The following is a 25,648-nucleotide window of genomic DNA, read 5'->3' on the forward strand; positions in this document are numbered from 1 at the left end:
GAGTTTGTTATTATTCAGCGTAAATCATAAAGTGGAGTGGTATTACACACGCTCTAACTTAATAGGATAACTTTGGTTTGCATTCCACTGGCCAATGTATAGGTTTTCGTCTTCATCGGCACACAAGCCATGGCAGTGATTAAACACGTCCCATGTGCTTTGCATAGGCTGCAACGTGTCATTTATATACTCAGGCACCGTGCCGCCAAGATTCGCCACCACACGATTGTGTTTATCAAACACACTGATAAATCCAGAGTCATCTTGGTTTTTGCCATCAATATGCGACCAACATACAGGCGCGTAAAAATGCTCACCTTTAAATATTGGCCCCCCAATATACGCACCATTGGCATCAATCGTACCTAAATATTCACCCGTCATAGAGAATCGCTTCAAGCACTGTGCCCCGCGTGAACTCACTAACAACTCAGATGAACCGCTTCGTGTGTCAATGCCAATACCATGGGTATTGGATAAGTTGTAATTGGGGTCAGAATTATCATGGCCGCCCCAGCGGCGAATAAATTGTCCTTGAGAATTGTATTGCAATAAGTAATCAGAACCGTAACCGTCGGTAACATACATATCACCATTATCACTGATGGCAATGTCCGTTGGCCTAAAAGGTTGATCCGGCTGGTACACACCATACGTTTGGGGATGCCCAATACTAAAAATTAAACGCCCCGACATGTCTAATTTTGCAATAAACCCTGATTGCGCCACAACGCGATTATACGGAGAATCCCATGCTTCAGTTGAATGCCCGTCCCATAAACGGTTTTTCACCCACCCGCTGTCGATGAGATACATAAAATCCTCACCGTTTTCGTTGATAACCTTTACGCTGTGTCCACCGGGCATATGCGTGCTAAACGCATCCAGTAACTTACCATCACGGTTGTATATCAGGATGTTATTGCGTGGCTCGTCAGTGATCATGACCACTCTGCCCTTGGCATCAATATCTAACCCGTGGCAATTTTCCACTGGTGTCTGATGGGGATCAAGACGCCCCCAGTGCATATTAACCCTATAGGTAAATTCACCTTGACCGACGATCATCCCATGGGGATCACGCATCGTTTTAGGCAACACCCACCCTGGAAGTAAAGCGCTAGAAGCCTCTGGTGCGTTCTGTTGCTTGGCATTTTGCTGTTTAGCGTCGAAAACAGACATTTACGATACCTTGCCTTCGTCTGTTTCTTGCCAATTTATAATGGCGTCATCGCCTACTGGGCTAAACGGGTAAAATTTCGCTTCATTTTCTTGAAACGCTTGGTTGCTGACCGCGTTGTACGCACAAATCATTGACCAGCGAGGCTCTGCCGCACGATTTTGATTTGACTTATGTAGCAGATTGCAATGGAAGAACAATACATCTCCAGGCTCAAGTTCTACATTCACCAATTCATGATACTTCTTCGCTTCTTCGACAAAATCGAGTGCGGCCCCTTTCTGATCACCGGTTTTATTGTGATCTAAGCGCCCTAAATGATGAGATCCTTTTAGGACCTGCAAGCAGCCATTTTCAACTGTGGCGCGATTAATAGCCACCATACAACTGATGGCTTTTGGGTAAAGCATGTAATTGTCGCGATGCCAGTAACCGAAATCTTGATGCCATTCCCATGCCCCACCCACAAAGGGCTCTTTCATCATTATCTTGGTACTGGTGTGATAAATAGGTTCACCAATAAGAGTTTCACATACCTCAGATAAACGACGACTACGGGAAAACATACTGTATAGGTCGTTTCCTGTTTCTTGCCACAAACAAACTTTACTAACGGCCCCGCCTGAATCTTTCTTGTGCCAAGCGCGATCATGTAAAGCGTCATCATTAAATGCTTTTTCTTGTAAACGAGCGATTTCTTGCTCGCTGTAATAGCCTCTAGCGATGACGTACCCATTGCGATGAAAATCTGCAATTTGTTGATCAGTTAATGTGATCTTGCTCATAGATTTGTCCTCTTGTTAATCAAACCTGTAGTAAATTGTTAACAATATTGGCGCAAATTTGCTTTACACGCAAGCTAGCATTCATATAAAAATATAGTATTCATATACAAATATTAATTTATTATTAAAAATCAATGTCATGCTCGTTTAGCCAGCAGATAAAAATGTTAATCCATGTGGCTTTGCTAGGCATTAGGCCCACCAAAAGGTATTATCAGAATGAAGAAACTATGGAGTGATGTTCATTGAGTGACAAGCCAACGAGCAAATACGCGGTCCCAGCCCTTGATAAAGGGTTAGACATCCTTGAGTATTTAGCAAGTCAAGAGTTACCGCGCTCACAAAGTGAAATAGCCCAAGGGCTAGGACGCAGCCCAAATGAAATATTCCGGGTGTTGGTGGGTTTAGAAGCTAGAGGCTACCTACTACGTGATGAGACCTCAGGGCGCTATCGCATTTCATTCAAGTTATATAACTTGTCACGCAGTATCTCACCTATTGAACAAATGCGGCAATGTGCTTTGCCTTACATGGAAGATCTTGCCGTCAAAATCGGCCAGTCTTGCTACTTGTGCATGTTGTATCAGAGCCAAACCATGGTCATTATTCAAGCACGTAGTCACAGCCCCGTTTTTCTGCATATTACTGAGGGATCGTTGTTTTCTACCCGCACCTCTACTTCTGGTAAGGTGTTATTAGCCAATAGCAACTCAGCTGTGCAAGCTATGCTGCTGGAGCACGACGCTGGTTTTTCGAGTTTGAATGACAAACAGCAAGTACACCTTAGCAAAGAACTTTTAAACATTAGAAAAAGCGGCCTATGTGTACAGCCTAATAGTTTAATCGATGGCGTAACAGACGTAGCAACCCTTGTTGGACAACCCGAAGGAAAAGTAATTGCCGCCCTAGCGGTTTCTTCGCTGCAAACCCAATTAGGCAAGCAAGTAGAACAAGACTGTTTAAATAAGCAATTAAAAGAGACCGCTCAGATCATTACTGAACAATTAGGTTGTTAATCTCAATGTGATTGACAGAAGCAAGTTGCGTGTTAGTAAAGGACCAATGTTTGTTGATACATCCATTGTTGGCGTAAGCCTGCTTGTTGCTCACACATAAGAGATAACAACGGCTCCCAAGGCTTTGGACAGCTTGTTAATAAATTAGCTTCAAATTTACGCTGTTCATCAGGGTAGTGTTGTTTGATGAGATTGGTAATCAGCCAGTTTTCGCTGGGCAATAACAATTGTGAATAGCCGCCAGAGCACGCAATTCGCAAACCTGCCAAATCGAAATCACCGAAGTATATACATGGATTGCCTGGACGTGTTTGCTGCCATCGTGTTAACAAAGCACTCGCCCCTGAACTATAGACGCTATCACCGCGATAGATGACCAATAACTTTTTAAGCGATTGCTGCATTGTCTTTTCAAATACATGCCAATCATTAAAACTGTCGCGATTTTCTATCACCAGTAAATTATCGAAATCTTGCAAGTTTAAGCGGGTAATATCCAGTTCTACGTTGACTTGAGAACTAGCGTAAAACTGCTGCCGAAAACCGCGTAACGTTTCAGTACGGCGTTGTTCTGGGGTTGTGTCTGTCAGTGCAATAAGCACCAGTGATTGAGTGGGTTTGATGACCCCCTGCTTTTCATCGGTACTTTTTGCTGCTGCACTTTGATGTGTGTCTTGGCTGAAATCAGCAAAAATATCCTCCCCCATACTCATTAAATACGTATCGCGAATAGCATCTATGCCTGTACGGGTAAAACGGTAGCGCTTTTTATGCGTCAGCCACTGCCCTGGTTGAATATATTCCTGTTCGCACCACCTAAGTATGTGCGATACGGTGGCTATCTTACTGGTGTAAGCTTGTTCATCAAGGAGTAAAGCAAAATACTGCTCTTTGAGCAGTGACTTTGCTTTGGTCATTAAAACATCAGGCATGCGCCCTAGCCTACCGCCTGAAAACCGCCAAAGAAGCGCATCCCCAACTTAACATCTTGAATGATATGCAAATGGTTAAACGGGCTTTTTCGCGCGCTATCTTTTTCTAGCATAAAGCTTTGTTTATTGTGCTGCGGTAAACCTTCGAACTCAGCGACAATTTGGAACAACCACATTTCAGCTTCCCATGACAGCGCTTTCTCAGCGAGGTAATCAACCCCACTGACCGGATCGGTATGCTCAATGACGTGTAAAAAGAAATCTTCTACGTCCTTGGCCAATTGCTTTTGTTCTGTTGCCACTAAATCTTGCACTGCTGTGGCAAAACCTTGGGTTTGTTTTTCTGACTGCGACTCAGGAACCAAATCCCTCGGAATCGCTCGGGCAAGTTCAGCGAGCACATAGCTATCTTGCGGCCTATCTAAGGCCACAAACCCCTGGGCACTGATCCCGTGAGCTTGGTTGATCACTCCAGGTACGTTGGAGCGATGTGGGTAATCACCGACTTTAAAATTCGGGTGTTGACGTAAAAATGCACTCATGCGGTTAACCAACAAGGCACGCTCTTGCTGATGACGAAAGCGCGCCATCAATAACACAAGGCGTTTTTGTACCTCTAACAATGAGCCTGAATGCTCTGAAATACGTGCTTGTAATTGGCTTACCAACAGCTTACGCAACGCTCCATCACTGCCCGCCAGCTGGATCAATTCATCAAAATTGATAATTTTGAAACCATCAAGTATGCGCCTTAACTGGCGCTGGGCTAACTCAATCTCAAGAATTTTATCATCCAAGCTACTCACAAAACCAAATTCAGTATTCAGGCGGTGCCATAGGCTTTCAATGGCATCGCCGAATTGACCAGTCATATCGTGCACCCGCTCAGTAAGTAACTGCATATGGTGCTCGCTGGCGGCATAATCCCCTTTTTGTCTGGCGGTTTGCAATGATTGCACCCGAGTATGAATTAAATCTAAATGCTCCCCCACATCTGAGTTAATTTGCCGTTTACGCTCATCTTGAGTTAAACCGGCAATCAGTTCGTTTACATTAGGGCGCAAACTCAGAGGTTGCTGCTCGTCTGGGCGCCACAAAATTCGCCCATTAATTAATTTTTCTAGAGCTTGTTGGCTAAAGCTGGTTTCATCAACATGCCCCTGTAAATAGCCCTGCATAAGGGCATCAGCGTGTTTACCGATCAGCTCTAAGCGCTCTTTACCTAGTTGGAATAACGGGTTACTTTGGGCACTGCTTTTACCATCATTTGGAGTGCTCAAAACATGGCCTCTTGTTCCGGTGTGTGCTCGTCAATGGGCACATTTTCTTCGTCTTTAATAAAACGTACCAGCTCAATTAGCTGTTCGACCTTTCCTGTCACTATGTAGAACAAACGGTCTTTATGTGGCTGGTATAAATAGCCCAATTCTTTAATACGCTTAAAGACTTGTTTTATTTGCATATCAGACTTATCACTGGTGGATTTAAACAACTTGTCACTTGAAAGTTGCCCCAATCGTTGAATTAGTGATTGGTTATCCACCACTTTTGATTCGAAGTCTTGCAACTTAATGGTGTCGCCAGCACTCAATGCGCCGTCGCGTCCCATGGCTTCTTGAACAAGCTGCATCCACTCCAACATGGGCAGTAGCGACTGTACGGTAGCGTTAAACTGTTGACTGAGCTGTTGCCTTGCTTGCTGATTTAAATCGCAATACGCTAAAAAATACACAGCACCGTCTTCACTTTTCGCCACACGACGGTTCAAGGGGCGCAAAAAGTGATTGAGATCTTCTACCAACTGCTCATTTTGTAGTTTATGAAAGCTATGCTCATCTGTGACTGCACAAATAAACTCACCTTCTAGCAAACGTTCGAGTAATGGACCATTTTCAATCATGCGCTCACCTGTGTCTGTTGATTATTCGCACTGTTGCCAGCTTGACTAGTTTGCTGCAAACGCTCAGCGATGCGACTGAGTTTAGGTTCAATTTTTTCAAGCCGTTGCTTTTGTTTATCAATTAAATATCGATGCTTGAATAACATTAATACGTCTGACTCAGGGTTAGGAAACGCCCCTAATATGTGAATATGGTTGGTATCACAGGCCGCAAAGAGCTTTTCAACATTGTGATACGCTAAGGTGCCAATTTCATCAATAGGCCAGTGAATATCAATATTCGCCTGATTACGCAGTAAGCGGGTGAAGGCCAATAAGAACTTACATAAAATAAGATATGCCATACCGTGACTTGATGACTCTAGTAGCTGCCGGTCGTTTTTGATCACTAAATCTGATCCCCCTTCGTTCAAGTGCAACTCCAAGCGTAATAACGATTCTATGCTGTAGTTCGCATCATTAGGCAATACTTCAACCACATCCGCTAACGTATCCAGGTACGATTCGCTGGGTAAAAAAGCGTCAGATTTATTCCAATTGTCATACTGCTGAGCGAAACGCTTAAGGGGTGTCCAGAAATTCAACTCATCCACAGTGGAAATAATTTTCACTTCAGAGCGGGCGATTCCGTCTAGGGTCAAATCATCGGATACTTCATCCGTTAACCGCTTACTTTGCAGTGAGATCTTGCGATTAATATCGCTAAACACGGTAAAGAATTTGTTTAGGTCCCCGCCTATGGTTTCCCCTTGCTCAACGATTTGGCGCTGACGTGAGGCCAAAATACTCAACAAACGTTGCAATATGGGTAAGCGCTCTCGCACATTGGCGTCTTCATCTAAAACGCTAAAGGCTTGAAGCATGGTATCTAAAAAATCTTTACCCGCATCTTTCCCTAAGTTTGCTTCGAACTCGGTGAGTGCGTCTTTGAGCTTTTTCTCACCGCGACTGCGACTTTCTAATGCTTCTGTACAGCGGCTTATTCGCTCAGCTTGATCACCTAAGTTGATGTCTGTGTCTTCATTGGCTTTAAATGAAAACGTAATGTTAGCCAGTTGTCTGACCATGGGTTCAATTTCTGTGATCAGGGCACCGCAGGCGCTTAACCGTTTTTCAATTGCACTCAGCGCTTGGCTTAACTCAGTACGCTTATTTTGGTATTGACGCTGTAAACTGCTTTGCTGTTGCGCTAATTGTTGTGCTGTAGCTTTAAGTTCACCCTCTTGTTCAAGCAATACGGGGCGCTGTGTTAACCAATCTGATTGCATAAACGCTTTGTATTCGCTTAACTCTTCACGGCGACTGGTCACGTTTTGAATATGAATTTTCAGTGTCTCAGTCTGTTGCTTCAACGCTTTAAGTGTATTCGGGTCGATGTCTTTGTTTGCTAACTCTTGATTGAACGCATCTTCTAATTGTTTAATTTGCTCACGGTTTTGCTGACGCTTCTGCTCCACTTGCTTTTCTAACGCCTCAATTTGCTCATCAAGCACGGCTAATTCATCTTGCCAGCCTGATTTGAATTCTAGCAATTGTTCATCGAAATCGGACTTGAGCACAGCAATCGCCTCAGCCTTTTGTTGTACAATTTGTTGCTTTTCTTGTAGCAAGTCATTTAACGCATCTTGGGCTTGTTTACGGCGTTTATCTAACGCCACTTTAAGTTCATCGGCGTAACGCTGTTTGGCATTTTGTGCGTAGCTGACTTCCTGCTCGGCTTGTTCGAAAGCCCGATTACGCTCAGCAACCATTTCACGTTGCAACTGCGCTTCTTGATGACGTTGATCCAATTCCGATTCTGCTTGCTTTTGTTCTTTTTCAGCAGCCAAAACCTGCTTGGTCGCTTGCTCAATAGCCACTCTTAACGCAGTTTCATCTTGAGCATAGGACGGCGCATCAATAACGGACGTATCGATCTGTACACCCAGTAAGAGCCGTTCATCACCGGTTTCAGCCAACTTAGGGGATAAATCCTTACGTTCCAATAAAGGCTCAACAATCAACTTACCTATGGTGTGTTCCCACCCGGGCTTATTGTCCCGTAAAAACTGACGTAGGCTATCTTGTTCTGGTGAAAGCTGTTTGTGTAATTGTTGTAAGCGGTCCTTACCTTGACGAGCATTTAGACGCGCACTATGCAGCGCCTTGTCAGCCTCTTCGCGTTTGTGCTGACATTCTTGGTATGCAGCTTCAGCTTGTTTCTTCGCACTAGAGCTTTGTTGCCATGCGCGCTGAGCCAACTCTAAACGCTTATCAGCTAAGGCACCGTTTTCCATTTCTTCGTCTGTGGCAGAGGCATGCTTTGCTTGGTGTTCTTGACGCACAATACTACGTTCAATATCCATGAGCTGCTCTTCAAACGACGCTGATTGTTGTTCTTTACGTTGTTCAAATTGGTTTCTAAGCGCGCTCTCTTTGTCATGATGAGTTTGACGTACATTTTCTTTTTGCTGGCGAATCACTTTCACGCTGTCTTGGTTCTTTCGCGACAAACGCTCTAACGACTCTGACAACTTGAACTTTTGTTGTTCAAGTTGACTTTGCAGATCTTTGTGTTGCTCAATGAGCAAATTGTAATGTTCTAGTGTTTGCTCATATTCTTCACGAGTTAGCGGCAATGCATCCATGTCTTTTTGCAACTGCTCTATATCTGAGTCTTGATACTTTTCGTACTGTTGCTGTAAATGGTCTAAACGCGACGACTTCGCTGAAAGCTGCTCATTGGTTTCACTGATACGACTATTCAGTTCCCCCTCAGCTTGTTCAAACAATTCTTTTTCTGAGCGTTGTTGGCTCTTGTAGTTATTTTTTTGTTCTTGTCCGTCTGCTTTTTCGGTGGTTAGTGTATGTAAGTCTTTTTCGAGCAACGGCTTTAGCAATAGTAATTGCTGCTCGATCACGTTGAGTTGTTCTGTTTGGCTTTGAATTTTTTCGTATTCGCCCTGCATGCTTTGCAAGCGCATGGTTTGGCGCATCTGGGTTATCCATTCCCGAGCTTTGGTGTTTTTAACTGTGGTAGTAGGCTGTACCAAACCGTCTTCTTCAAAAATAGCCGCTAACATAGTACGCAGCGTATCCATTTTCCCCTCTTTGGCGTGCACCGCGCTAACAAGCTTTTCCATGTGGCGAATACGATGGGAACTAGACACTAAACTATAGCGACTTGCCAGCTGTCTTAATTTGGTGTTTTCACGTCCTGCCCCGCCGACACTGGCATCGTTTTGGATAATTCCGCGAAACTCACTGGTGGCTTGTATCTTATGGGAAAAATCAATCTGTAATTGCCTGAGTTGCTTTATCCATTGCTCCGGCAACATCGCCTGTGCTTCACCGTTTTCCATTTCAACGAGGATTTGCTCGCTTTTATAAGGCGCGCCAATAAAACGATACTGCACACCATCACTGCCTTTGCGGGTCAGCACCACCTGACATTCCTGACCGTCTTCCCGTTGATATTCGTAAATTAAGTAGCTATTGGCGTGTGGCAAATAGAACTCATCGAATTTTTTACGGGTTTTAGGCACGACTTTGCTCGGCAATTCTCCGTAAAAAACAGGGATCAAGCGTTGCAATGTAGTTTTCCCCGATGCATTGGTGCCACAGATATTACTGTGACCCGATACGTCAAGTTCAACAAAACCAGGAAGGTGACAATTAATAAGAATGATGCGGTGTAACCCAGGCATAGACGTCCTTTACTCAGGGATAGAAAACATAAACCAAACACGTTGGTTAACTTCGTAACCCTAAATTTTACCTAGATTTAGGCCGCTTGAATACCTCGAATATGCAGCGCTAAACAAACCTTCTGCTTTTTACATCATTAAAGCCATCTCTAATACCAATTCCATTAAATAATTGGCCTCTCAGAATTCATCCAGCGGGTTTTGAACAAGGCGTCGGTGTGTAGTAATGGTTGTTCCCTTTCAAATACCGAGAACGTAGTGCAAAACCCGCTGGGGAATTCCCTTCGGGCGAACTTTAAAAGGACTTACTCTGTGTTGCTCAAACTCGAAAGAGCACAGGTTAGTTTTTAATAAAGGGCTATCATTTAAGCGCCTTGATTAAGTCCTTTTAAATTTTCGCTGAGTGGTTAATTATTTAATGGAATTGGTATAAAGCCAAATATTTTTGCTAGATTCGGCTAAGGCCTAACCAACATCTCCCCAACTCCGCTCTGGTAATTCAATAATATAGAGTAAAAGTTACAGGAAGACCTTACATGGACATCCATTTTAACAATGTGATTATCCCAAACGTAAATTGAACATGCATAGAAACTCATTTTTCTGATTTGCCTCCCTTACTCAGACATATAGGGTCACCCCTGTTTGCTCAACAGGTTTTCGTGATCCTGAAGAGCGAGCCCGAGGGCGAGGTTGCTTCTGCTTTTGTTTTTTGCTTTTGGTGAGTATATCTGAAGTATCGGTTGGTTGCGGGAGCAGGATTTGAACCTACGACCTTTCGTGGCTACTAAGAGCGAGCCCGAGGGCGAATTTGCTTTTGATTTTGATGATTATAACTGAAGTATCGGTTGGTTGCGGGAGCAGGATTTGAACCTACGACCTTCGGGTTATGAGCCCGACGAGCTACCAGACTGCTCCATCCCGCGTCCGATGAGGTGCAATATATAGAGACGTTCAACGCAATACAAGAGAAGTTTTGCTTATTAATACCGACTGCTGGTTTATCCCGCAGTTCGCGTTTATTTTGAGCGTTTTTTTCAATTTAACCGGAGCTTTTGATGTAACGAGTAACAACTAGGCACTTGTTTGTTCGCGATTGCATCAGTCAATATCAACAGTCTGGAATGACACCCTTTTATTACCCCAAATTTATGCTCAAACTCAGTACAAGCCGAGGGCGAAATTGATTTTGGTGAGTATAACTGAAGTATCGGTTGGTTGCGGGAGCAGGATTTAAACCTACGACCTTTCGTGGCTATGAAGAGCGAGCCCGAGGGCGAATTTGTTTTTTGAGGATAAAACTTGAAGTATCGGTTGGTTGCGGAAGCAGGATTTGAACCTACGACCTTTCGTGGCTACTAAGAGCGAGCCCGAGGGCGAATTTGTTTTTTGAGGATAAAACTTGAAGTATCGGTTGGTTGCGGAAGCAGGATTTTAACCTACGACCTTTCGTGGCTATGAAGAGCGAGCCCGAGGGCGAATTTGCTTTTGCTTTTGGTGAGTATAACTGAGGTATCGGTTGGTTGCGGGAGCAGGATTTGAACCTACGACCTTTCGTGGCTACTAAGAGCGAGCCCGAGGACGAATTTGTTTTTTGAGGATAAAACTTGAAGTATCGGTTGGTTGCGGGAGCAGGATTTGAACCTACGACCTTCGGGTTATGAGCCCGACGAGCTACCAGACTGCTCCATCCCGCGTCCGATGGGGCGCAATATAGAGAGGTCGGCGATACATTGCAAGCATTAATAATAAATTCCGCGCTGTTTGCATAGTTATCGTACAAAGCAGGTTACAAACAAAGTAACACCCTCGTTTCTTATCAGTACGAAATATTTGAACAGCCCATTCTTAGCGCTAATTAGCGCCCTAAATAATACCGCTAGATGTAGTCATAGAGATTTGTTACATCTTAACAGGGTGTTTTGAAACATATTTTTACCCAAAGGCTACAAAATGTCATTTTTCATCAGTAACATAGCCCTGTCTTAACGCTGTAGCCCAATACTACTTTTATGTACTTAGGAAGAAGATGATATTACTCGCCAAACTCAAACAACAGTTTTCCGATTATTTCTATCTGAGAGATGACAATGTGACGCTAACAAACGTTGAGGCATGGCGCATTAGCGCTCTAAGAATTATGTTGGTGTCTATTATTCTTTTGTGCGCGATTTTTGTTATCCAAAGCGCATGGCGCAGCGTGATAGAGCGAGTGGCTTATGTGATCCCTATGGCATTGGTGTTCTATATTGCCCTAAGCAGTTTGTTACTAATTTCACGACGCTTCTATACGTTTAGCGCATATTGCTTAATTGGCTTAATTATTGTTGCTGCGGTCTGTTTTAATGCCACTCATCAACATCAAGTCCTGTCTATGCTTGGTCCTATAGTCATGTACTCCACACCGTTTGTAGCCTTTATACTGTTAGGGTGGAAAGTAGGAGTATTATGTATTTTACTCAATATAGGCCCTTTATATGTACTGATTAATCAACTAACCCTGGCTGATTACATCTCGCCACTTCCTGTACAAGAACACGCAAACTATTATCTGCATGTCATATTATTTGTGTTTTTCAATGTGTGTATTCCCCTTGCGATCGCACGCTCCAGTATAGCTGCCAAAAGAGGCAATGAGTTCAATATTGAGCGAAACAATGTACTGCACTACCAAACTCAACTTTATCGAGCATTATTTGAAGAAGCGCAAACAGCGAAAATTATTATGGATAAAAAGCGCAGAATTATAGAGGTAAACGATGCGGCCCAGACATTACTTCTATCTAGCTTGCCTAAAAATTGGGAAGGGCATGATATAGAAAGTGTGTTTCCTGAATTGCCCATGGATAGTTCCAAACAGGTTGTGAACCGCACCATAGGTGCAAAAATGAAAGTGTTTGAGTTAAGCCTAAGATCAATTAATGATGAACAACATACTATGATCACAATTCAAGATGTTAGTGCCAAGGCGCTGCTGCACAAAACACTCGCGGTGCAAACCCAGGTAAGACAACGACAGAAACTGTATGACGAAAGTGCCGGTTTACCAAATCGACAATGGCTTGAAAACAAAATAGCCCTAAATGACGACCAAACAAGTGGGAGATTGTTGGTTTGTGCGATTAAGATTAATAATGCTCACTTTATTGAACAAAAATACGGCTTTTTATACCTCCCGAAAATTCTCAAAAAGATAGCCGACACACTAAATCACAATGTTGGGCAGCGTAGCTTTATCGCCGTGTTAGATAAGTACACGCTAGGAGTAGCGTTAACGATTATTGATTCCCAGAAAGCGAAAAATGCCATCGACCAGATTGTGGCCTCTATCCCACGAAATATAGCGTTTCAAGAGCACACTATACATATTGATCTTAAGGCTGGGGTTGCAACGAATCAAGCTGACGTGAGCGTGAGCCAGCTTATCAATAATGCGTTACACGCTGTTACGGTGAATGATGCGCTTATTAACTACTATGAAACCGGAAGTCATCAGCGATTTATCGAGCATCAAGAGATCGGCATTTTACTAAACGAAGCACTGACAAATGAAGAACTGTATGTTGACTACCAACCAAAGGTCAGGGGTGATGGCACACTTATCGGTATGGAAGCACTATTGCGCTGGAATTCGCCTGTAATCGGTCGCGTATCGCCAGGGGTATTTATTCCTATTGCTGAGCAATCCGGCTTAGTACTAAAGCTCACTCACTGGTTAATCAAGCATGTCTGTGCTCAGTTAAAAGAATGGCAGGACCAAGGGCTACAGCCCTTGCCAGTAGCGATTAATATCTCAGGACCTGATCTCGACCAATCAGATTTCAAACGGTACTTGATAAATTGCGTGGTCGAGCATGATATTAAACCACAGTTACTCGAACTCGAACTCACTGAGTCAGCTAAAACACATAATATTCCAGATGCCATCGCGACGGTGCGATACCTAGCCAGTTTTGGATTTTGTATTACCCTAGATGATTTTGGAGTCGGCTATTCAGGTCTTTCAAAATTAACCAATTTCCCTGTGCAACGTGTCAAAATCGATCGTCAATTCATTAAAAATATTCAACGCGATAACAAAAATGCGCAAGTTGTTGAAGCCATCGTGGCCATGTGTCGGGTATTTAAAATTGATGTATTAGCCGAAGGTGTCGAAGATTTGCGCGAGGTTGATTGTCTTTTAGCAATGGGGTGCGCTAGTTTTCAGGGCTTTGCTTTTGCAAAGCCTATGGGTAAAGAGCTTATCTCCAAGCTCCTGAACACGAGTCTCATGCCAAACCTCAAGCTACCCCTAACGCCTCAAACTGCCAGTTTAATGCGCACCTCCCCATAAACACTTGATTTGTTCGCAATGAGCATTCGTGGTGTCACCTTATTTAGCAAATGGTGATAAGAAGTAATAGCGTGCTAAGTACTCGTTATTCCACTTCCCAGCCAATTCGGCAGTCAGCTTAATGACCTTAACCTTAAATACATTTGCCTAATAATCATCATATCTCGTAATACTCATCAAACAGCATAATTAACCAAACGTTAAACCCATTGCCGCGAGTGTCTTAGAGCGTTGTGAAATCCCTTTCGCTTCCTGTTCAACTTTTTCTACTTGTTCTAAATTATGCTTTGACGCATCGCTGATATTCGCAATGTTACGACTGATACTTTCTGACACAGCACTTTGCTGATCTGAAGCCGTTCCGATTTGCGTTGCCGAATCTGCGATGTCACTCACACTATCATATACTTTGTTAATCAAAGCTTGGGTTTGCTTGGTTTCATCCACACAAGATTCCGCCGATGATTTTCCCTCCTCCAATGTTTGCGACCATGCTAGCAGCGTGCTTTGAATTTCAGACACTGACGATTGTATCTGTGTGGTAGCGCTGTGAGTACGGCTAGAAAGTGCTCTTACTTCATCTGCAACCACAGAGAACCCGCGACCGTGCTCCCCTGCTCTTGCCGCTTCAATAGCAGCGTTTAGCGCTAGAAGGTTTGTTTGGTCAGCAATCCCTTGAATTTCTTGCATTACATCGTTAATACGGTTGGCTTCGTCAGCAAGTGCCGCAGCTGAACCAGCAGATTTTGCGACCTCAGTCGCGAGGTCGCCCACTTTCTCCATAGTGCTGGACATGGAGTCAGTCGCTTGACGACAATCTTTATGCGCCCCGCTAACTTTTTCAGATGTATTACCAATATTGCGTGTCACTTCATTAATCGAGGCCACCATTTGTTCTACCGCCGCAGCAACTTGCGTTAGTTCGGTTGTTTCTTCTTCGACCCCAGTTTTAGTTTCAGCCACGGCCTGCTGTAAACTCGATACGCCACGATCGAGTGATGCTGTGCTGTCAATGACTCTGCCCAATATGGTTTTCACCTTACCTTCCTGTATTTTCAAGGCAAAGCCATTGATGCCGTTGACGCCATCTCCGGAAAATATAGCGCGGGATACACTGTCATAGTGTAGTTTTTGCTGTTTAGCATGTTGACGCACATCGAACAACTCTTGTTTAAACACTATGTAAGGTAGCGGAATTAACGCCAATGCAAAGTACGCTGATAAAAATGTCAATCCAGCGAACAGCAAGGCAAACAGAACGAACAGTATATCTTTAGCGTGTACATATTGATCAAACCAGCCAAATGCACTGCCCCCTTTATTCAATTTAGGGTACAGCTGTTGTGCTTTAGTCTTGTATGGAGCTATCAGTTGAGTACGAACGGATTGATAACCGACCAATTGCCCATTTTCAAAAAGAGGCGTAACGAATGCGTCGACCCAATAGTATCCGCCACCATTGCGCCGATTTTTAACGGCACCGCGCCATGCTTGGTTGGACTTTAATTTTCCCCACATATCGGCAAAAGCAGCTTTGGGCATGTCCGGATGGCGCACTATATTATGATGCTGGCCGATTAACTCTTCGCGGGTAAAACCAGATACGCGACAAAAATGGTCATTGACGTACTGAATAATCCCTTGGGTATCAGTGGTAGAAACAAGCTCTTCGCCAACTTCAACCATTACCTCGCGCTCATTACCGTTTGCATTTGGATTGTCCATTATCATTCCTTAGTATTTCAGTATTTCAGTATTTCTATGATGGCTTTAGCCCGCAATAACGCGAAAATAAACTACCAATATTGAAAGGCATAATACCTTTAACATCAAGCCTTGCGATGCATATCCATATATCGACCGCTTTTTAAAAAAACGCACCTGAAGTCTAATACCAATTCCATTAATAGATGTGCGCAAAAATAGACACGGGGCAAGGTAAATTATATAGACTAAAAAATAGTGGGTGCTTGTAGTGCCCTAAAAGCATACTGGGGGTGTTGGGGCAACTCATAGCCCCGATTAATTAGGCGTCTTGCCAACGTTCCTTAATCTCCAAAATAGCCGGTAAACAGCTTTGAAAAAGGACAACAATATTGGGATCAAAATGTTTGCCGCTTTGCGATTGAATAAGATCAACTGCTTTTTCTACGGGCCAAGCATCTTTATAGGGGCGCTTACTTGTTAATGCATCAAATACATCGGCTATTGCAACGATACGCCCTTCAAGGGGGATTTCTTCGCCTTTTAAGCCTTTCGGGTAACCTGAGCCATCCCACTTTTCATGATGGGTTAAAGACACGATTTTTGCTAACTCGATTAAATCAGAATCTGATTCACCCAAGATCTCAGCTCCAATTTCTGGATGCCTTTGCATAATCGTAAACTCTTCATCTGTAAGTTTACCAGGCTTTAGCATGATGCTGTCTGGAATGCCAATTTTACCAATGTCATGCATAGGCGCAGCGTGAAGTAAATTGTCAGCGGCGTTCTCGCTTAAACCGAGTGCAAGCGCCATGATTTTTGAATAATGACTCATACGCAAAATATGCGTACCAGTTTCGTTATCTTTATATTCAGAGGCTCGCCCGAGGCGTTGAATCACTTGCAGACGTGTACGTCGCAATTCGTCAGCTTGTACTAAAGATAAGTGCGTACGTACACGAGCTTTTACAACAGCGGGGGAAACAGGCTTTGTAATATAATCTACCGCACCTACATCAAATCCCTTCGCCTCATCAACGTCATCACTTAAGGCGGTCACAAACATCACCGGGATCCCTTTGCTCATCGGCTGACTCTTTAACGCCTGACACACTTCAAAACCTGTCATACCAGGCATCATAACGTCGAGTAAAATTAAATCAGGCAACTCCCGCTCGACCAAACGCAATGCTTCGTCACCACTTTTGGCAAACGTAAGACGATACAGGTCACCAAGGATCTTTTTCAGAACACGCAAGTTCGCCGGTTCATCATCAACAATAAGCACTTTTTGTTTGTTGTTTTGGTCACTTAACATAGCAATATATTCATTGGTTAATATTCACGCTGTTTGATTAGGAAAGAGCATGCTCTTTAAGCAGTTGTAACTCTCGCACCGCATCTTCGAATTCAAAGTCATCGAGCGCCTCTTGGATCCGTTTACAACGCTCTAAATTCACTTTGCTGGCTCCGGCGACAAGGGAATCAGCGGCATCTTCATTGTATTCATTATTTTGGGCTGATTTTATCAGCAATTCGACTAATACAAGCAATTGTTCTGTAGACATCGAATCCTTGGCCTCAACGTCTGCTGTATCCCCAGAGGATAATAAATCGGTCTTCTCACTATGGGCGGTGATATAGTTTTTCACTACGCTAAACGCATCTTCAATGGTTGAATATACCTTTTTAATACTATCAACAGAGCTCAGCATTGCGCAACGTTCAGCATCACTAAGTAACTGACTCAACTGAGTTAAGGACAAATTTCCGCTTAATCCTTTGAGTGTATGTAATTGCGCTTGGATTGCAGACCAATCTGGATTTTCTAACGCGTCTTTTAATCCCAAAATAGTCGTTTCGTTATTATTTACGAAAAGTGCGATTTCTTTAAGTAGGGTTACTCTATCTCCCCACATAAGAACACCTTTGCGCTCATTAACGATATGCGAATCGCTATTGTCATTGGCTTCAACAGGTTCTATTTCGCAGGTTAAATCGACACCTAAAGCTTGGGCTATTTCGACGTTGAGTAAATCAATATCTACCGGTTTATTGGCAAAACCATCCATACCAGCATCAATGGCTGCTTGGCGATCTTCAGCTAATACACTGGCCGTTAAAGCAATAATCGGAATATGCGTCAACTGCTGACTTTGCTCTTCTTTACGTCGCTCTCGTGACGAGGTTAACCCGTCCATAATAGGCATTTGAACATCCATCAGCACGACGTCAATCTTATCGTTGCGCATTCGTACCAACGCTTGTTTACCGTCACGTGCTGTAACAATATTATGACCTTGTCTTGTCATAAGCAGCGTCAATAAATCGATATTTTGCTGAATGTCATCCACAATTAATATGTCTAGCGGTGGTAATGTACACTTTTGTTTCTGCTTAACAGTCGACACCTCACATTTAGGCGGTGCAAGTGGCAAGCTAAATGAAAAGCAGCTTCCTTCGCCATAAGTACTGGTAGCAGATATTTTGCCGCCCATTAGTTCGATAAGTTGTTTGCTAATGGTCGTCCCTAAGCCCGTGCCGCCAAAGCGCCGACTCATACTCGCATCCGCTTGCCCAAAGGCGTCAAACACGACCGCAAGTTGTTCTGGTGTCATACCGATCCCCGTATCAATAATAGAGAATTCAATACAACCACTGGGTTTCACACCCACTTTTATGTCGACCCCGCCCAGAACAGTAAATTTAATCGCATTCCCTACCAGATTAGTCAACACCTGGCGTATGCGATCTGGCGCTCCATGAAACGCGCCGGCGACCTCAGGAGCTACGCTCACATTCAAGTACAATTCTTTTTTATTTGCCTGCAACCACAGTGTAGAAACAACGGCGTCTACCTCTTCAATTAAAGAGAAGTCGCGCATTTCTAATTCAAATTTGCCTTTGTCTAACTTTGCGCTATCCAAAATATCGTTTAGCAAGTGCAATAACGATTTGGCGGATTGGTTTATAGTGGTTAAATGTTTGCGCTGCTCTGCTTCAAATACATCGTCGAGTAGAATATCGCTAAAGCCGATAACCGCGTTCATCGGCGTGCGAATTTCATGGCTCATATTAGCTAAAAACGCCGCTCTTGAAGCAGCAGCTTGTTCTGCTTTGTCTTTTGCAATCAGTAACGACTGCTCCATTTCTTTACGCTCTGTAATATCCATGATAAAGCCGTCGAGCCACTTTTCTCCGGTTTCAGTGTTTTCAGCATGTGTTCCATAACCAAGTAACCACCGTATTTCGCCTTTAGCGTTGTAAATACGGTACTCTACTTTATACAAGTGCTGTCCGTTGACCTTTGCTACAGTCTCTTCAATATCATCAGGGTGTACATGTTCGTGAAAGTAGCGCTTAGGGGGAGTACCCACATAATCAGAAGCAGGATAGCCAGATATGCTTTCAATGGCATCACTGATAAACACCATCGGACGCTCTTCGTTATCTACACATCGATAAGCAATGCCCGGAATATTGCTAATAAGGGAACGGAACTGAGCTTCGCTTTGACGCAGTGCTCTTTCCATTTCGACTCGATAGCGCAAATCAGATATAAACGCGACAAAATTACTTTCTTGTCCTAATTCAACAAACCCTATGGCTAGACGAATAGGGATCAATCGACCGTTTTTTTGATATATAGTTGTATCGCGCCCTTTGTTCGTTTTGTCCGGGTGTGTACCACTTAATCGCATATCTAAATATTGATTAAATTCAGCGATGCGTTCATTGGGCATTAATATTCGTACATCTTGACCTATTAGCTCATGATCACTCCAACCTAGTAAATCACATAAGGCATCGTTGGCGCTTTCAATGATGCCATGGCGATCAAATCCTAAGACTCCATCTACCGAAGTATTAATGGTGGCTCTTAACTTCGCTTCATTAAATTTTGCTCTTCGTGTCGACTCTTTGTATTTGATGACCATATTGATGGCAAGCACCAAAACGATAATACCGACAGTAATAAAAGCGACTGAGAAACCTAAATAGTGAGAGATGTATTTATCTTGTTGTGAAAACTCAAACCCAGGGGGGCGAACAAAGCGTGCAGCCGCCATACCTGTGTAGTGCATTCCAGAGATGGCCAGCCCCATAATAACGGCGGAAATACCATTTCGGTAATGCTCACCAAATTTGACCTTGTCTAAAAAAGTAAGGCTGAAACGGATCCACAGAGATAATATGGCCAACAACACCGCTACAACGATAGACAATAAAAACATCCCTATGTCGTATCGTAACAACGGTGCCATTTCCATCGCCGCCATACCTACATAATGCATGGTTCCGATGCCTGCTCCCATCAGTACCCCACCAACCATGAGGTGTTTTGCAGAAACTTGATCTTTAATGATGATGCTTAGTGCAACCCACGACGCTCCAATGCTTGGAATAAAAGACAACGCTGTAATAAGCCAATTGTATGTCACTGGCGTACAAAGGGAGAAAGCCAGCATACCTAAGAAATGCATTGACCAAACCCCGCCACCCAAGGTAACACTGCCAACTAACGTTAATGCTCTACGTTTAACCGGCTCAGTGGTAAGTGCAGCTTGAGTAGAAACCTGCATCGCCATAAACGAAGCTAGTACAGCCAGACAAACTGAAATCACAACTAAGAGAGGATCAAAATCCCCTACTATTAGTAAACTATCATCGACAGGAGAAAAAACAGAAGTAACAGCTTCAAACATAATACGGCTAATTAAATAAGAATGTTGATTAGTATAATTAAGATATCGACTTTTCGTAGAAAAAAGCCAGTTTTAATTTTAAAACGGCCCCTGAAATTCTAAAAAAAGAAACGCAATAATGCGTAAGTTTATAAAATTCCCACGACCTTAAGTAAAATTCATTTATAATTCTAGGCTGAAAAACCACGCTTTATGGTTATTCATTAAACAACGTATGTCACACAAATGGAGAGTTATGCAACACTTTGATTATCAAAAGAGTAAACATAAAATTCAAATTCTCAAGCGTCTTTACATTCCCCTTGCACTTTTCGTTTGTTCTTGCGCCTACTTAGTATGGATTCTTGAGCGCTATTCGTGGCAACAAATTGAATTTATGCTGCGCACGTCCCTTATTGTTATTGGGCCTTTGAGCTTGATATCATTAACACTGTATTCTTTGCATTATTGGATAAATCAATTTCGTCAAGTGCAGTTTCCGACATTAGAAATCCATACAGATAACCTATGCCTCAAAGATGGCAATGTTCATGAAACAGTATATTTCGATGATATGCACAGTATCCGCTTACGAAAAGCTGGAACAACTCGAGAAGACATTCAAATTATACTCAACAGCGGTCAAAGCATTGTTATTCATAGTAATTTCCCGATAGATTCAATTAAACCTCTATTAAATCAATATCTAGAGTGCAAATTGTAATACCTTAACCCTGTGTTAACGCCACCCCCTTTATGCTACAGGTAATGAATTATATAAACGCAACTTTACCTCACGCGGTCATTGCCAAATGGCATCAATGCCCACAAGCCCGCTTAGCGTATTTTCGCTAAGCGCTTCTGGGGTTACTGGTTAGGCACAGGGGCGCCTTCAACTCAGGGAGCTTAAGAAAATGATGAATGTATTACTCGTTGAAGATGATATTGATTTAGCCACCACAATCGTCGATTACCTCGAGCTCGAATCAATGGATTGTGATCATGCGAGTAACGGATTGATGGGTCTTAACCTAATTGAAAACTCGGAATATCAGGTGATAATTTTGGACATTAATATGCCAAAAATGGATGGCATCACCCTGTGTAAACGAATGCGTGAAATTGGCATTGATACGCCTGTGTTAATGCTTACCGCTCGAGACACCTTAGATAACAAGTTAGAGGGATTTAATGCCGGCAGCGATGATTATTTGGTAAAACCATTCGCTATGCAGGAGCTCATTGCTCGTATCCAAGTGTTAAGTAGAAGAAGAAGCGGTGAAACCAAACGTCTAATGGTTGGCGGGTTAACCTTAGATTTAACCCAGAGAATAGCCACACTTAACCAACAGACATTAAAATTGTCACCTACCGCTTTGGGGATCCTTGAAGTGCTTATGCGCGCGTCTCCGAAAACGGTCACGCGTCAACACATCATTCAAGCGGTATGGGGAGATGATCAACCCGACAGCAATAGTTTAAAAGTTCATATATATCATTTGCGTAAGCAGTTAGAACGCCATGAAAGCGCAATTTCTTTAGATACCATAGCTAGCGTGGGCTTCGTTATCAAAGAGGCCGCGCAATGAAAAGTGCCATGAAAATCAGACCGAGTTTAAAACTGTACTTTTTTATTACCATGATATTACTCGGCTCCATCATGACAATAGGGCAGTCAATGCTCACGGTCAGTTACTATATTGACGGATTAGATCGGGGATTAAACAGCGTCATGCGCGAGTTAGTCATGACCTCTAAGGTGCAAGATGGTCAACCAGTCAAATTTGCCGATTTTCAGATAGCAAGCCGCTGGGAGGATACCCCCACTATCATTCAAGAACGGTTTTCCCCACCACTTGAAGAAAATGAGCTCTTTAAGTCAAAAGATCAAAACTCATTTTTTTCATTACCAACCAACCTTTACTTTATCGCGATCATACGCAACCAAGAGGGTGAACCTCGGTATATCTCCAAAATTATGTTAGAGAAACTCAATCCACATCTTAAACAGAAGTCTTATTTGTCACGTTTTTACTGGATTGTTATTACCGCAGTTTTAGTTATTGCTATGTTCACCTGCCTTCTTATTGTGTTGATGCGTAAAGTGGCCAAACCTATTGAGTCTTTAAGAGATTGGGCGAAAGCTCTTAGCCACGAAAACGTACAACACCCGCCCCCTGACTTTACTTACAACGAACTGAATACGTTGGCGACGATAGTGCAAAGTAGCCTGCATTCCGTCCATCAAAGTTTGGCTCGAGAGAAAACCTTTTTAAGTTATGCCAGTCATGAGCTGCGTACACCTATATCGGTCATTCGTAGTAACGTTGAATTACTAAAACGTCTATGTGAAAAAGCAATCTTAAACGAAAAGCAACAGCTGACTTTAGCGCGTATTGAGCGGGCGGGACTGACAATGAGCGACTTGACCGAAACCCTGCTGTGGTTAAGTCATGATGAAGCCCAACCCGTCGAACTGAAACAGATTCAGTTGGATGAAAAAATCCATCAATTATCTACCGAGTTACGTTATTTACTTAACAGTAAAGCCGTCGAAGTCAGCGTAGAGTGTAACCCATTTAGTTTGAATACGGATGGTACAGCGTGCCATATTGTGCTGAGTAATCTTATTCGTAATGCCTATCAACATACCCAACATGGACATGTGCACATTGTTCAACAAGGTAGCGTAGTCACAATTGCCAATGAAGAACATAGAGACAATGTTCCTCACACGAATAATCAAATAAAAACGACACAGCAGCCCATATTAGGTTACGGGTTAGGTTTACAATTAAGTGAAAGAATTATTCAACGTCACAAATGGCAATACCAAATCATAGATGAGCCAGGACGTTACTTAGTGAAAGTGGACTTCAAAGTCGAAATATCCTGAAGTTGCATCATACTAAAGGCCATATTTACACCTACGGTTAGTTTGCGTAACGTACGGTATGTAATGTATGGGAGTATATTCTTGAAGCCGGCCCCAAGACCTGACAACGATGCAATGCGTGTTAACGCGTTACATCAATTAAATATATTAGATACTAAAGCCGAAGAACGCTTTGACCGCATCACTCGATTAGCAGCACATACGTTTGGTTGTCAGTTTTCGTCAATTTCGTTTATTGACAGTGAACGTCAGTGGTATAAATCAGTCTATAACTTCGACGCGACCGAATTGTCTCGCGATATTTCTTTTTGTGCCTATACCATCACTAAAAATGATGTTTTCGTTATTAACGATACACACAAAGATGATGACTTTAAAGACAGTGAATTTGTCACCGACGCCCCTCTACTGCGTTTTTATGCTGGTGTAAAAATCAGTATCAATAACTACCATGTGGGTTCTCTTTGTGTATTTGATACCACCCCTAAACAGTTCAGTTCGGCTGATGAACACGCGTTGCAGGATTTAGCCAGCATGGTAGAGAGTGAGTTACAAAAAGAGGTACTTACCCAAGCCGCAGAAGCCATGAAGCGCTACCAAGAACAACTGGATGAAACGCAAAAGTTAACCCGAGTACGCAACACCATCCTTGAAAAAATAGTGAACGCTGAATCACTTCATTCGGTATTGTTGGACATTGTAAAAGCCATAGAGAGTGAATACCACAATCAAAAATGCAGTATTTTATTACTGAAAGATAATTGCCTGTACTCGGGCGCCGCTCCTTCACTACCTGATTTTTATAACCAAGCCATCGATGGCGTCGAAATCGGTCTAGGACAAGGCTCATGTGGCACTGCAGCCTTTACTGGAAAACGTACTATTGTCGAGGATATTACTACCCACCCCTATTGGACAGCTTGGGTTGAACTCGCGGCAAAAGCGAAATTGGGGGCATGCTGGTCCGAACCAATTAAAGCGGCAAATGGAAAAGTACTTGGCTCCTTTGCCATTTATCATTCCAAAAAAGCCACACCCAATAAAGAGGAACTCGCGCGAATAGAAATGTTTGCTAATATCGCAAGCATAGCGATAGAACGTCAGAAAAGCAGCGATTTAATTTGGCATCAAGCCAACTTTGACGAACTCACCCAGCTACCCAATCGCAACATTATGGGCGAGCACCTAAAAAAAGCGCTCGACGCTGCACAACGAAATAAAACACAAGTGGCCGTCATGTTCTTAGACTTAGATAATTTTAAGGATATCAATGACACCTTAGGACACGGGGTTGGCGACGCGCTGTTGATTGATTGTGCCAAGCGGATCTCCAGTTGCATTCGCCATAAAGACACCGTTGCACGTTTAGGAGGTGATGAATTTGTTATCATTTTAAACGATATAACCGATTTCGGCGGACTTGAAAAAACGGCACAGAAAATTCTGAAAGTGATTGAGCAGCCCTATCATTTACAAAGTGAAGTTGTACATAGTAGCGCCAGTATTGGGATAACCATCTACCCAGACGATGCAGAAGACGTAGCAAGCCTGCTTAAAAATGCAGATCAAGCCATGTATGGCGCCAAAGGCGTCGGTAAAAACAACTATCACTACTACACCAAGAGTATGCGGAACGCCGCGTTAAAGCGCATGACTTTAATCACCGACTTACGCCATGCCATCGAACACAACGAGCTATTTCTTGTTTACCAACCCATAGTCAATATGAATAACGGTAACGTAAATAAAGCTGAGGCGCTAATTCGCTGGCAACATCCAACACGAGGACTTATTTGCCCGGACGATTTTATCCCTATAGCTGAAGAAACGGGCTTAATAATAGATATTAGCAATTGGGTTTTTGAGCGAGTGTGCCGAGATGCCAAATATTGGCGCAAAACACTTTGCCCCGACCTACAGCTCAGCATTAATACGTCCCCTGTTCATTACACTGACCCTGATAGATGCATCACCCAGTGGTTACAACATATGTTGGTATCTCGAACGCCTCCACAAGCGATCACACTCGAAATAACTGAAAACCTGTTAATGGATGCAAATACCAGCGTTTCCAATAAGCTATTTCAATTTCGCCAAGCGGGTGTCGATATCGCGCTAGATGATTTTGGTACCGGGTATTCATCTATTTCTTATCTAAAAAAATACCCTACTGACTTTTTGAAAATTGATAAGTCATTTGTCCATTCCATGAGCGAAGTCAGTAATGACAAAATACTTTGTGAAGCGATTATCGTGATGGCAAAAAAATTGGGAATTGAAGTGATCGCCGAGGGAATAGAAACAGAAGAACAGCACAATATTCTCCAGAAAATGGGCTGTAAGTATGGTCAAGGCTACTTGTTCTTTAAGCCGCTAACATATGAAGAGTTCAATGCCATGCTCGAAAAATCTAAATCGGCTATGAATAAAAGCACGATGCGCTCCTCTGGCGATATTCTATAGTTATTGACGTCATCAATTATTGGTCGCTAGTCACTGGATAGCAACGGCGCAATGTTGATATAATCAAC

The 25,648-nt window shown here is 43.0% G+C and carries 15 protein-coding genes and 2 tRNA genes; 6 read left to right on the forward strand and 11 right to left on the reverse strand.

Annotated elements, in window-relative coordinates; all coding sequences use genetic code 11:
• Positions 1-42 precede the first annotated feature (42 nt).
• Entirely contained in the window at positions 43-1,182 is a 1,140-nt protein-coding gene (locus FX988_RS03205; RefSeq protein WP_160178312.1) for a 6-bladed beta-propeller, read from the reverse strand.
• Positions 1,183-1,965 (reverse strand): phytanoyl-CoA dioxygenase family protein, encoded by a 783-nt coding sequence (locus FX988_RS03210; RefSeq protein WP_160178313.1) that lies wholly within the window; start codon positions 1,963-1,965, stop codon positions 1,183-1,185.
• A gap of 245 nt (positions 1,966-2,210) precedes the next feature.
• Between FX988_RS03210 and FX988_RS03215 the strand changes: the two genes are divergently transcribed.
• Entirely contained in the window at positions 2,211-2,981 is a 771-nt protein-coding gene (locus FX988_RS03215) for an IclR family transcriptional regulator (protein WP_160178314.1), read from the forward strand.
• A 32-nt stretch (positions 2,982-3,013) separates the two neighbouring features.
• Here FX988_RS03215 and FX988_RS03220 read toward each other — a convergent pair whose 3' ends face one another.
• The 6 genes from FX988_RS03220 to FX988_RS03245 all read right to left on the reverse strand — a co-directional run bounded on the left by FX988_RS03220 (position 3,014) and on the right by FX988_RS03245 (position 11,196).
• Entirely contained in the window at positions 3,014-3,913 is a 900-nt protein-coding gene (locus tag FX988_RS03220; protein WP_160178315.1) for a hypothetical protein, read from the reverse strand.
• Between the two features lie 5 nt (positions 3,914-3,918).
• Positions 3,919-5,193 carry a hypothetical protein gene (locus tag FX988_RS03225; protein ID WP_160178316.1) on the reverse strand — a complete coding sequence of 425 codons (1,275 nt, stop codon included), beginning with the start codon at positions 5,191-5,193 and terminating at the stop codon, positions 3,919-3,921.
• The gene (locus FX988_RS03230) at positions 5,190-5,813 is read right to left on the reverse strand and encodes a condensin complex protein MksE (RefSeq protein WP_160178317.1); all 624 of its coding nucleotides are present in this window, start codon (positions 5,811-5,813) and stop codon (positions 5,190-5,192) included. Before FX988_RS03230 ends, FX988_RS03225 begins: the two co-directional genes overlap by 4 nt.
• The gene (locus FX988_RS03235) at positions 5,810-9,499 is read right to left on the reverse strand and encodes an ATP-binding protein (RefSeq protein WP_160178318.1); all 3,690 of its coding nucleotides are present in this window, start codon (positions 9,497-9,499) and stop codon (positions 5,810-5,812) included. The genes FX988_RS03230 and FX988_RS03235 overlap by 4 nt, the downstream gene beginning before the upstream one ends.
• An 849-nt stretch (positions 9,500-10,348) precedes the next feature.
• Positions 10,349-10,425: transfer RNA gene (locus tag FX988_RS03240), tRNA-Met, on the reverse strand.
• A gap of 694 nt (positions 10,426-11,119) precedes the next feature.
• Positions 11,120-11,196, reverse strand: a tRNA-Met gene (locus tag FX988_RS03245).
• A gap of 332 nt (positions 11,197-11,528) precedes the next feature.
• Here FX988_RS03245 and FX988_RS03250 point away from each other — a divergent pair.
• Complete coding sequence (locus FX988_RS03250) at positions 11,529-13,832, forward strand: EAL domain-containing protein (RefSeq protein WP_160178319.1); 2,304 nt, start codon at positions 11,529-11,531, stop codon at positions 13,830-13,832.
• Between the two features lie 189 nt (positions 13,833-14,021).
• Here the strand turns inward: FX988_RS03250 and FX988_RS03255 are convergent, their stop codons facing one another.
• The 3 genes from FX988_RS03255 to FX988_RS03265 form a co-directional block, all read right to left on the reverse strand.
• On the reverse strand, positions 14,022-15,557 hold the full coding sequence (locus FX988_RS03255) for a methyl-accepting chemotaxis protein (protein ID WP_160178320.1): 1,536 nt from the start codon (positions 15,555-15,557) through the stop codon (positions 14,022-14,024).
• Positions 15,558-15,858: 301 nt separating this feature from the next.
• Positions 15,859-16,854 carry a two-component system response regulator gene (locus tag FX988_RS03260; protein WP_160178321.1) on the reverse strand — a complete coding sequence of 332 codons (996 nt, stop codon included), beginning with the start codon at positions 16,852-16,854 and terminating at the stop codon, positions 15,859-15,861.
• Between the two features lie 37 nt (positions 16,855-16,891).
• Positions 16,892-20,242 carry an MHYT domain-containing protein gene (locus FX988_RS03265; protein ID WP_160178322.1) on the reverse strand — a complete coding sequence of 1,117 codons (3,351 nt, stop codon included), beginning with the start codon at positions 20,240-20,242 and terminating at the stop codon, positions 16,892-16,894.
• Between the two features lie 235 nt (positions 20,243-20,477).
• Here FX988_RS03265 and FX988_RS03270 point away from each other — a divergent pair, with 235 nt between their 5' ends.
• From FX988_RS03270 to FX988_RS03285, 4 genes are all read left to right on the forward strand, one after another.
• Positions 20,478-20,945: a hypothetical protein gene (locus tag FX988_RS03270; RefSeq protein ID WP_160178323.1), complete on the forward strand. Its 468-nt coding sequence runs from the start codon at positions 20,478-20,480 to the stop codon at positions 20,943-20,945.
• Between the two features lie 190 nt (positions 20,946-21,135).
• On the forward strand, positions 21,136-21,810 hold the full coding sequence (locus tag FX988_RS03275; RefSeq protein ID WP_160178324.1) for a response regulator transcription factor: 675 nt from the start codon (positions 21,136-21,138) through the stop codon (positions 21,808-21,810).
• An 8-nt stretch (positions 21,811-21,818) separates the two neighbouring features.
• Entirely contained in the window at positions 21,819-23,117 is a 1,299-nt protein-coding gene (locus tag FX988_RS03280; protein ID WP_254700709.1) for a sensor histidine kinase, read from the forward strand.
• Positions 23,118-23,198: 81 nt separating this feature from the next.
• Complete coding sequence (locus FX988_RS03285) at positions 23,199-25,580, forward strand: EAL domain-containing protein (RefSeq protein ID WP_160178326.1); 2,382 nt, start codon at positions 23,199-23,201, stop codon at positions 25,578-25,580.
• Positions 25,581-25,648 lie beyond the last annotated feature (68 nt).

Source organism: Paraglaciecola mesophila (genome assembly GCF_009906955.1).
Taxonomy (GTDB): Bacteria; Pseudomonadota; Gammaproteobacteria; order Enterobacterales; family Alteromonadaceae; genus Paraglaciecola; species Paraglaciecola mesophila_A.